At 75.6% G+C, this 9,661-nt stretch carries 9 protein-coding genes, 5 tRNA genes and 1 pseudogene; 6 read left to right on the plus strand and 9 right to left on the minus strand.

The features are described 5' to 3' along the window. Positions 1 to 174, minus strand: a pseudogene (locus tag L7D48_RS20740) (anthranilate synthase component I family protein); the annotation flags it as partial. A 134-nt stretch (positions 175 to 308) separates the two neighbouring features. On the opposite strand from L7D48_RS20740, the gene L7D48_RS20745 reads away from it, so the two are divergent. The 5 genes from L7D48_RS20745 (at position 309) to L7D48_RS20765 (ending at position 741) form a co-directional block, all read left to right on the plus strand. Then, a tRNA-Gly gene (locus L7D48_RS20745) sits at positions 309 to 381 on the plus strand. A gap of 27 nt (positions 382 to 408) precedes the next feature. Next, a tRNA-Cys gene (locus L7D48_RS20750) sits at positions 409 to 479 on the plus strand. Between the two features lies 1 nt (position 480). Next, positions 481 to 552: transfer RNA gene (locus L7D48_RS20755), tRNA-Val, on the plus strand. 27 nt (positions 553 to 579) lie between these two features. Beyond that, positions 580 to 651, plus strand: a tRNA-Val gene (locus tag L7D48_RS20760). An 18-nt stretch (positions 652 to 669) separates the two neighbouring features. Next, positions 670 to 741, plus strand: a tRNA-Val gene (locus L7D48_RS20765). 78 nt (positions 742 to 819) lie between these two features. Here L7D48_RS20765 and L7D48_RS20770 read toward each other — a convergent pair. From L7D48_RS20770 to L7D48_RS20785, 4 genes are all read right to left on the minus strand, one after another. Continuing rightward, positions 820 to 1,098, minus strand: coding sequence for a zf-TFIIB domain-containing protein (locus L7D48_RS20770; protein ID WP_237881251.1), 279 nt, complete (start codon positions 1,096 to 1,098; stop codon positions 820 to 822). Positions 1,099 to 1,235: 137 nt separating this feature from the next. Beyond that, positions 1,236 to 2,246, minus strand: a complete 1,011-nt coding sequence (locus L7D48_RS20775; protein ID WP_374493071.1) for a phosphotransferase family protein — start codon at positions 2,244 to 2,246, stop codon at positions 1,236 to 1,238. A 188-nt stretch (positions 2,247 to 2,434) separates the two neighbouring features. After that, positions 2,435 to 2,644 (minus strand): hypothetical protein, encoded by a 210-nt coding sequence (locus L7D48_RS20780; protein ID WP_237881254.1) that lies wholly within the window; start codon positions 2,642 to 2,644, stop codon positions 2,435 to 2,437. 239 nt (positions 2,645 to 2,883) lie between these two features. After that, a complete protein-coding gene (locus L7D48_RS20785) occupies positions 2,884 to 3,126 on the minus strand; it encodes a hypothetical protein (protein ID WP_237881255.1) in 243 nt (80 codons plus the stop codon). Positions 3,127 to 3,371: 245 nt separating this feature from the next. On the opposite strand from L7D48_RS20785, the gene L7D48_RS20790 reads away from it, so the two are divergent. Continuing rightward, positions 3,372 to 4,733: a serine/threonine-protein kinase gene (locus tag L7D48_RS20790; RefSeq protein ID WP_237881257.1), complete on the plus strand. Its 1,362-nt coding sequence runs from the start codon at positions 3,372 to 3,374 to the stop codon at positions 4,731 to 4,733. A gap of 20 nt (positions 4,734 to 4,753) precedes the next feature. Here L7D48_RS20790 and L7D48_RS20795 read toward each other — a convergent pair whose 3' ends face one another. From L7D48_RS20795 to cobT, 4 genes are all read right to left on the minus strand, one after another. Further along, on the minus strand, positions 4,754 to 4,966 hold the full coding sequence (locus L7D48_RS20795) for a hypothetical protein (protein WP_206348119.1): 213 nt from the start codon (positions 4,964 to 4,966) through the stop codon (positions 4,754 to 4,756). Positions 4,967 to 5,211: 245 nt separating this feature from the next. Beyond that, complete coding sequence (locus tag L7D48_RS20800) at positions 5,212 to 6,069, minus strand: RNA methyltransferase (RefSeq protein WP_237881259.1); 858 nt, start codon at positions 6,067 to 6,069, stop codon at positions 5,212 to 5,214. 35 nt (positions 6,070 to 6,104) lie between these two features. Then, the gene (gene cobA, locus L7D48_RS20805; protein ID WP_237881260.1) at positions 6,105 to 7,337 is read right to left on the minus strand and encodes a uroporphyrinogen-III C-methyltransferase; all 1,233 of its coding nucleotides are present in this window, start codon (positions 7,335 to 7,337) and stop codon (positions 6,105 to 6,107) included. Between the two features lie 186 nt (positions 7,338 to 7,523). Next, on the minus strand, positions 7,524 to 9,661 hold a 2,138-nt coding region (cobT, locus tag L7D48_RS20810; protein WP_237881262.1), incomplete at its 5' end, for a nicotinate-nucleotide--dimethylbenzimidazole phosphoribosyltransferase.

Genomic DNA, 9,661 nt, shown 5'->3' on the forward strand with positions numbered 1-9,661 from the left:
GGGTACGGGGGCGGGCCGCACGTCGCCGAAGCGGGCGCAGACCAGGCGCCCCTCGAAGGAGGCGACCACCGCCCACCAGCCCGTGGAGTCCAGGGCGGCGGGGTCGCTGGTGACGTCGCGCAGGTCGGTGGCGACGAGGCCGCCGAAGCGGGCTACAGGGGCCGGATCGTGCACGCGGTGAGTCTATGGCGGGCACGCTGGGGAAACGGAATTTGAGCTGGCCCGGGAATCCGCTAGAGTTCATGTCGTCACCGAGCGCGGCAGCGGGAGGTGGCGGCAGCTCCCGAGCATCGCCCGGGGGAGGCACTGCGGACGTAGCTCAGTTGGTAGAGCACCACCTTGCCAAGGTGGATGTCGCGAGTTCGAGTCTCGTCGTCCGCTCGATGGGGGTCTTGCGGCCCCCGCGTTGGTGGAGTGGCCGAGAGGCGAGGCAACGGCCTGCAAAGCCGTCTACACGGGTTCAAATCCCGTCTCCACCTCGGACGATTAGCTCAGCGGGAGAGCGCTTCCCTGACACGGAAGAGGTCACTGGTTCAATCCCAGTATCGTCCACTGGGGATCCCTCGGGGTCCTTGTTCCGCGCGATTAGCTCAGCGGGAGAGCGCTTCCCTGACACGGAAGAGGTCACTGGTTCAATCCCAGTATCGCGCACGCGGCACACCGCACTGCGGACGATTAGCTCAGCGGGAGAGCGCTTCCCTGACACGGAAGAGGTCACTGGTTCAATCCCAGTATCGTCCACACCCCGAAGGGCCGGAGCCTGTTGCTCCGGCCCTTCGTCGTGTTCCGGTCCGTCCCGCGGTCACGGCCGGAGCGCGGTCAGGAGGAGAACAGCATCCGGCTGAAGCTCTTGTGGCGGCCGTGATGACCGTGGTGGCCGTGGTGAGGGGTTCCCCAGGCGGGAGGGGCCGGCGGGTAGGGCTGGGCGGCCGGGCCCGGCGGGGGCGGCGCCGGCTGCGACCACTGCGACTCGAGACGGGTGAGCGCCTCCAGTTCCCCGTAGTCGAGGAACACCCCCCGGCAGCCGCCGCACTGCTCGATCTGGATTCCGCTGCGGTTGTACGTCTGCATGTGCGCTCGGCACTTGGGGCACTGCATCGTCTCTCGCCTCCGTGGCGGTAGGGGCCGTGTGGTTGTACAGACGCGCCGCGGGGTGTTCCGGATGCGTCCGCGTACCGGTCGGATCGGTGGGGCGGGCCGTCCGGAGGCGCCCAGCGTAGGGCTCACGGGCCCCTTCAGGACCCCGCGATGCGGGAACAGGCGTCGACCAGGGCGCGGTCGGTCTCGTCCGGCGCGCGGTCCTCGGCCCCGGCTCTGACCAGTGCGCGGGCCGCCAGTTGGACGGTCAGGGCCCGCGCGGGGACGTCCAGCCGCGGCCAGGGGTCACAGGCAGGACCGTCCGGGCCGCCGGGGAGCGCGGTGCCGCCCGCGGCCCGGTAGGCGTCCAGGAAGCGGCCGAAGTCCGCGGGGGCCAGCAGCCCGGTGGCGAACCAGGCGGCGGGCCGGGCCAGGTCCCAGGCCGGGTCGCCCAGGCCCAGGTCGTCGATGTCGATGAGGCGCCAGGGGCCGTCGGGCGCCGGGTGCCGGACGACCTGGCCCAGATGGAGGTCGCCGTGGCAGAGGGCGTCCGCACGCGGCGGCGGGGCCTCGTCGCGCGTCCACGCGGGCAGGGCGGCCCAGGCCGCCTCGACCGCCCGTACCGCGGCGGTGCGGCGGACCGTGCGGCGCAGGGACTCCAGGGCGCGGGCGGCCTTGGCGGGGCCGCGCATCGGCGGGAGCGGTCCGGGCAGCGCGGCGGGCGGTACGGCGTGCAGGCGGGCGAGCAGCGCGCCGACCGCCTCCCAGGGGGCGGCCTCGGGTGCGCCCGGGTCCACGGGGGTGCCGTAGGGCCACAGGCTCACCGGGCGGCCGTCGGGCAGGGTGTCCAGAAACCGCCGCCTCGGCCCCGCCCCTGTTTCCGGGGTCCCGGTCCACGGGCCTCCGGCGGCGGGCAGCGGCGTGAGCAGGACGTGGCCGAGCAGCGGGTGGGCGGCGACGTCCAGCCGGAGCGCGAGCCGTCCGGGGTCGCCGCCGGGGGCGTGCGCCTTGGCCACGACGCTCCCGCCGCGTACGACGGTGGCGTCGGCCCGCTCGGCCAGCACCACGGGCCGGCCGGTGCCGTCGGCGGCCGCGGGGCGGGCGGATGCCGCGGCGTCGGCCAGGGCCGCCCGGTGGGCGAGATGCGCGATGAGCGGTGCGTGCGCCACGGTGTCCTTGCCCCTCCCGGGCCCGCGGGCGCGGGCCGTGCGGCGGATCGTACGGCCCAAGGCGGCGCGATGCCCGGGCAGTTCCCCAACTGCCCGGGCCTCACGCCGTCCGCCGTACCCCCGTCCCCACGGGGTTGGGTGACCGGATGTCCCGGCTCGGGCCGCTCTCCCGAGCCCGGGGCCCTGTGTCAGAGCCCCAGCAGTCCGGCCACGGACGACGCCTGTGTGATCACCGCCTCCGCCCCGCCGAAGACGACGGCCAGCAGGACGGCCAGCGGAAGGACCATGACGGCGGCCACCAGCGGGTGGCGGCGTCCGCCCGGCCGGGTGCCGAGGGCGGCGAGGTCCGCCAGGCGTTCCTGCGTCCGGGACGCCGGGCGCTGTGCTGTGTGCGCCATGGTTCCGCTCCTGTCGTGGTACGGGGCGGCGGGCGTCTGGCCTCGGGGGACGAGTGCTGCACCCGCCGCTTGAGAACAACACTAGGAGCGGGGGGCGCCCCTCGGCGTCATGCCGGCGTACCGAACGGAGGCCTCCCGCAGGATGACTCCCCCGCGCCCCGGGTACTCCCCAGGGTGGAGAAGCGCCTTCCGGGGCCCGGGTCTTCCCGGAGGGGAAGGGCCCAGGCCCGCGCCGCCGGTCAGCGGGCCGGCTCCTGTGCGGTGTCCTCCCGCGGCACCGGGTGCTCGACCAGGGCCAGAACCCGGTTGGCCATGAAGCGCGCGGTGCGCACCACCGTGCCGCTGCGGGTGATCTCGCTCACCTCCACCACTCCCCTGCGCACCTGCGTCTCCACCCGCCGACCCGCACGCGTGGCCGCCATCTCATAGGTACGGGTGGTGTCTCCGGCGTCCACCACGATCTCCACCCAATCGCCCTTCATCGTGCGATCCCCCTTCCGGGAAGGCCTGTCGGACGCCCCCTGAGCAGGGCTTCTCCCGCCCCTGACTGCCGCGCGCCCACTCCCCCAGTCTCCCACCGGGCACTGACAACCGGTCCGTTCCTCATGCGCGGCCTGTCGGCGCGAGGGGGCCGCAGTCCGTAAGCTGTGGCACGTCAGAGGGACCGGGCAGTGCGGGGCCGCCCACCGGGGCGGGACGGGCTCCCGGCCGGAGGTAGGGGAAGGACATGGCGATGATGCGGCTCCGGCGCGAGGACCCGCGAGTCGTCGGCTCGTTCAGGCTCCACCGGCGGCTGGGCGCGGGCGGCATGGGCGTGGTGTACCTCGGCTCCGACCGGCGCGGTCAGCGGGTGGCGCTGAAGGTGATCCGGCCGGATCTCGCGGAGGACCCCGAGTTCCGCTCGCGCTTCGCGCGCGAGGTGTCGGCCGCCCGCCGGATCCGCGGCGGGTGCACGGCCCGGCTGGTGGCGGCGGATCTGGAGGCGGACCGCCCGTGGTTCGCCACCCAGTACGTGCCGGGGCCCTCGCTGCACGACAAGGTGAACGAGGAGGGTCCGCTGCCCGCCGCGCAGGTCGCCTCGATCGGCGCGGCGCTGGCCGAGGGGCTGGTGGCGGTGCACGAGGCCGGTGTGGTGCACCGGGACCTGAAGCCGTCGAACATCCTGCTGTCGCCCAAGGGCCCGCGCATCATCGACTTCGGCATCGCCTGGGCGACCGGCGCCAGCACACTCACCCACGTCGGCACGGCGGTGGGCTCCCCTGGCTTCCTGGCGCCCGAGCAGGTGCGGGGGGCGGCGGTGACCCCGGCGACGGACGTGTTCTCGCTGGGCGCGACGCTGGCGTACGCGGCGACCGCGGACTCGCCTTTCGGGCAGGGCAGTTCGGAGGTGATGCTGTACCGGGTGGTGCACGAGGAGCCCCAGCTGCACGGTGTGCACGCGGCGTTGGCGCCGCTGGTGCGGGCGTGCCTGGCGAAGGACCCGGAGGACCGGCCGAGCACCCTGCAACTGTCGCTGCGGCTGCGGGAGATCGCCGCCCGGGAGGCGCGCGGGCTGCCGGAGGGCGCGGCCACCGGGGCGGCCGTACGCCCGGCGCGGCCGACCGGGAAGCGGGCCGAGCAGTATCTGCGGCAGCGCACCTCGCGCGACGGCGACCGCCCTTCGGGCGGCCGCGGCTCCCAGGGGACCTCCGGCCGCGCGGGCCTCGCCGACCGGGACGGGGCGGGCGTGTCCCGGGGCCCGATGCCTCGTACACCGGCCCGGAACACCCTTCGTCCCTCCGCCGGGGGGCGGTCCGGCGGCGCGACGGGAGGGGCGTCGGCCCGTCGTCCGGTGCGCACCGCGGGTGGCGCCCGGCCGGGGTCCCGGCGGCCGGCGAACCCCCGTCTGCTGCGCCAGCGCCTGGTCGTGTTCGTGACGGTGACGCTGCTGGTCGCACTCGGCATCGCGGCGGCACAGGGCTGTCAGGGGCCGGCGCGGGGGCTGGGAGGTCCCGCGGGTCCGGCCGTCGGCACCGGGGACGCGACCGCGGGCGCGGCCGAGGCCGGGGTGCCGGGCTCCGCCGGTCCGGTGGCGCGCCCGGCTCGTTGACGCCTGCTCACTTCCGGTGCCTACAGCGCGCCGAGTGCGGACAGGACGGTCAGGCACAGCGGGAGGGTGGCGGCGAAGGCGCCGCCCGCGTGCAGCGCGGCTTCGGGGAGGGTACTGCCCGCGGCGCCGGAGAGGATGCCCGCGACCAGGGCGACGAGGGCGGAGAACAGAACGGCGACCAGGACCCACAGGGCTCTGACCACCGGGGGGTGTGAGACGGGCTGGGTGCTCATCGGTCGTCTTCCTTCCCTTCGGGAGGACGGCCTGGGCGAGCACGGACAGCCCCGACCCGACCGCCCCCTGGACGGGGCAAAGTCGAGATCTGCACCCCCAGTACAGACCTGCGTGTCATCGACGTGAGCGGGCCGGTCGGCGGTCGGCCCGCCGCCGGCCGCGCCGACCGAGTACTGGCGCGTTCACTTTATCACCCAGTGTCACCGGATGCCCGCTTTGGCGGACAGTGGACACACGGACGGGCTCACCCCGCGGCGGGACCGGTCGCGTAGAAGGCCACGGCCGCCGCCGCGGCGACGTTGAGGGAGTCCACGCCCGCGCTCATGGGGATCCGCACGGCCATGTCGGCGGCCGCGACCGTGGAAGGGCGCAGGCCGTCCCCCTCTGAGCCGAGGATCAGGGCGAGCCTGGGGTGCCGGCGGGCCGCGAACTCGCCGAGCCCGACCGCGTTCTCGTCCAGGGCGAGCGCCGCGGTGACGTACCCCGCCTCCCGCAGCACCCCGACGTCCCCGGGCCAGGACTCCAGCCTGGTCCACGGCACCTGGAGGACCGCGCCCATGGAGACCTTGACCGAACGCCGGTAGAGGGGGTCGGCGCAGTCCGGTGAGAGCAGTACCGCGTCCATGCCCAGCGCCGCCGCGCTGCGGAACAGGGCACCGATGTTGGTGTGGTCGTTCACGGCCTCCAGCACCGCCACCCGGCGTGCGTCCGCCAGCAGGTCCGCCGGGCTCGGGAGGGGCTTGCGCCGCATCGAGGCCAGGGCCCCGCGGTGCACGTGGTAGCCCGTCACCCGTTCGGCCACCTCCGGGCCGACGCTGTAGACGGGCGCCCGGGTACCGGCGACCACGTCGCGCATCGCCTCGGCCCACTTGGGCGTCAGCAGCATCGACCGCATCTCGTAGCCTGCCGCGAGGGCACGCCGGATGACCTTCTCGCCCTCGGCGATGAACAGGCCCTCCGCCGGTTCGCGCACGCGCCGCAGCCGGACGTCGGTCAGGCCGGTGTAGTCGCCCAGGCGCGGATCACCGGGGTCCTCGACGCTGATCGGGCCCCGGGCCGTCCCGGTCCCGCCCTCCGGCGCCGCGGTGTCCGCTTCCTGCACCCCGGTCCTTCCGGTGCCCTCGGCTTCCCGCGCCGTCACCGGCCGGTCCCGGCCCGGTTCACGCCGACCACCTCTCCGACGACGATCACCGCGGGCGGGCGTACACCCTCCTCCTCGACCGTGCGCGCCACGGTCGCCAGGGTGGCGTCCACCCGGCGCTGGCCGGCCATGGTGCCCTCCTGGACCACGGCGACGGGCGTGTCCGGGGCCCGTCCGTGCTCGACGAGGGCCTCGGCGATGGCGCCGATGCGCTCCACCGCCATCAGCATCACCAGGGTGCCGCGCAGCTTCGCCAGGGCCGCCCAGTCCACCAGCGAACGCGGATCGCCGGGGGCGACATGGCCGCTGACGACGGTGAACTCGTGGGCCACCCCGCGGTGTGTGACCGGGATGCCCGCGGCGCCGGGCACGCTGACGGAGCTGGAGATGCCGGGCACCACCGTGACCGGGATCCCGGCCTCGGCCAGCGCCTGCGCCTCCTCCATGCCGCGGCCGAAGACATAGGGGTCGCCGCCCTTGAGGCGTACGACGAACCTTCCGGCCCTGGCGTGCTCCACGAGGGCCGCGTTGATGGCCTCCTGCGCCATCGCCCGGCCGTAGGGGATCTTGGCGGCGTCTATCACCTCGACGTGCGGCGGCAGTTCGTCCAGCAGGTCGCGCGGGCCGAGCCGGTCGGCGATCACCACGTCCGCCTCGGCCAGCAGCCGGCGGCCGCGCACCGTGATCAGGTCCGGGTCGCCCGGGCCTCCGCCGACCAGTGCGACACCGGCCCTGCGGGCGCGGTGCCGGGGGGCGGTCAGGGTACCGTCGCGCAGGCCCTCGACCACGGCGTCGCGCACGGCGGCCGAGCGGCGCGGATCGCGTCCGGTGAGGACGGCGACGGTGACGCCCTCACTGCGTCCGGTGGCCGGGGTCCAGGCGGTGGCGGCGTCGGCGTCGTCGCTGCGGACGCACCACACCCGGCGCTCCTCGGCCTCGGCGGAGGCGGCCGCGTTGGCGCCGGCGTCGTCGGTGGCGACGACCGCGTACCAGGCGCCGTCCAGATCGCCCGGACGGTAGGCGCGGCGCTCCCAGCGCAGCTCGCCCGCCTCGGCCATGGCCTCCACCGAGGGGGTGGCCGAGGGCGCGATCACCAGGACGTCGGCGCCCGCGGCCAGCAGCGCGGGCAGCCGCCGCTGGGCGACGGTCCCGCCGCCGAGGACGACCACACGGCGCCCGGTCAGACGCAGGCCCACGGGGTAGGCAGGGTGCGCGAAGTGGTCGGACATGGCGGTGCGGCTCCTCGGAGGATCGCGGGCCGCTGCGGCACTGGAGCGGCAAAGACGGGACTGGCTGCGGAGGGCAGCGGGTGCGGGCAGCGTACGACGCGGCGGCCCGGACCCGCTGTGCCGCAGGTCACCGGAGGAGGCCTGCGGCTCTCCGGCGACCTGCGGGCGGTACGGCGGCGGGGCGTGTCAGTTCTTCTCGGTGACGCCCGCCGAGTCGAAGGTGGCCACCTCGTGCATGGCCCGGGCCGCGCTCTGCACCACCGGCAGGGCCAGCAGGGCGCCCGTCCCCTCGCCGAGCCTCAGGTCGAGGTCGATCAGGGGGCGCAGGCCCAGCTTGGTCAGCGCGGCGACATGGCCGGGCTCCGCGCTGCGGTGGCCGGCGATGCAGGCCGCCAGCGCCTCGGGCGCGACGGCTCGCGCGACCAGGGCCGCCGCCCCCGCGCTCACTCCGTCGAGGATGACGGGGGTGCGCAGCGAGGCGCCGCCGAGGATCAGTCCGGTCAGCGCGGCGTGCTCCAGCCCGCCGACCGCCGCCAGGACACCGAGGGGGTCGGAGGCGTCGGGCCGGTGCAGCTCCAGGGCGCGGCGGACCACCTCGACCTTGCGGGCGTGCATCTCGTCGCTGACGCCGGTGCCGCGACCGGTGACCTCGGCCGGGTCGGCACCGGTGAAGACCGCGATCAGCGCGGCGGACGCGGTGGTGTTGGCGATGCCCATCTCACCGGTCAGCAGCGCCTTGTTGCCCGCCGCCACCAGGTCACGGGCGGTCTCGATGCCCACCTCGACCGCGCGCGTCACCTCCTCGCGGGTGAGTGCGGGCCCGGCGGTGAAGTCGGCCGTGCCGGGCCGCACCTTGCGCGGCAGCAGGCCGGGCGCGGACGGCAGGTCGGCGGCCACGCCCACGTCCACCACGCAGACCTCGGCGCCCACCTGGCCCGCGAAGGCGTTGCAGACCGCGCCGCCGTTCAGGAAGTTGGCGACCATCTGCGCCGTGACCTCCTGCGGCCAGGCGGTGACGCCCTGGGCGTGCACCCCGTGGTCCCCGGCGAAGACGGCGACGGCCGCGGGTTCGGGGACCGGCGGGGGGCACTGCCGGGCCAGACCGCTGAGCTGCGCGGAGATGATCTCCAGCATGCCGAGCGCGCCGGACGGCTTGGTCATCCGCTTCTGGCGCTCCCACGCCTCGCCGAGCGCCTTGGCGTCCAGCGGGCGGATGCCCGCCAGGGTCTCGGTGAGCAGGTCGTGCGGCTCCTCCGCGCCGGGCAGGACCCGGCGGCCGTAGGACTCCTCGTGGACGACCCAGGACAGCGGGCGGCGCTTGGACCAGCCCGCCTGCACCAGCTCGGGCTCGTCCGGGAAGGCGTCCACGTACCCGATGCACAGGTAGGCGACGACCTCCAGGTGCTCGGGCAGGCCGAGGACCCGGACCATCTCGCGCTCGTCGAAGAAGCTGACCCAGCCCACGCCCAGGCCCTCGGCACGGGCCGCGAGCCAGAGGTTCTCCACCGCCAGGGCCGAGGAGTAGGGCGCCATCTTCGGCTGGGTGTGGCGGCCGAGGGTGTGGCGGCCGCCGCGGGTGGGGTCGGCGGTGACGACGATGTTGACCGGGGTGTCGAGGATCGCCTCGACCTTCAGCTCCTTGAACTGCTTGGCGCGGGCCCGGGGCAGCGACCGGGCGTACGCGTCGCGCTGGCGCATGGCCAGCTCGTGCATCGTCCTGCGGGTCTCCTCGGAGCGGATGAGGACGAAGTCCCACGGCTGGGAGTGGCCGACGCTGGGGGCGGTGTGGGCCGCCTCCAGGACGCGCAGCAGCACGTCGTCCGGGATCGGGTCGGAGCGGAAGCCGTTGCGGATGTCCCGCCGCTCGCGCATGAGGCGGTGCAGCGTCTCGCGTTCGGCCTCGTCGTAGCCCGGGGCGGCGGGGGCGGGGGCGGCACCGGTTTCGGCGGCGGCCTCCTGGGCTCCGCCGGCCTCGGCGGTGGTGGCTGCCTCCGCCGTCCCGGTCCCGGGCTCCTGCCCGGCCACGGGTACGGCCGGCCCGCCGTCGGCGGGCGGCTGTGCGTCGTCCTGTCGAGGGGCCTCGGCGGTGACCGCCACGGCCTCCATCACCTGCGGCCCGGCGCCGGGCACCGCGGCCACGGCGAGCCGCTGCTGCTCGGGGGCCGGTTCGGGAGCCTCCTCCGCCGGTGCCGGCGCGGGCTCCGGAGCGGGAGCCCCGGCCTCGGCGGGCACGGGCTCGGGCGGCACCTGGGCCGGCGCGGGTTCGGCGACCGCGGGTTCGGGGGCGGGCTCCTCGGCCGCCTCCTGGGAAGCGGCTTCCTCGG

This window comes from Streptomyces sp. ICN903, from assembly GCF_022015835.1.
In the GTDB taxonomy this organism is placed as follows: Bacteria; Actinomycetota; Actinomycetes; order Streptomycetales; family Streptomycetaceae; genus Streptomyces; species Streptomyces fenghuangensis.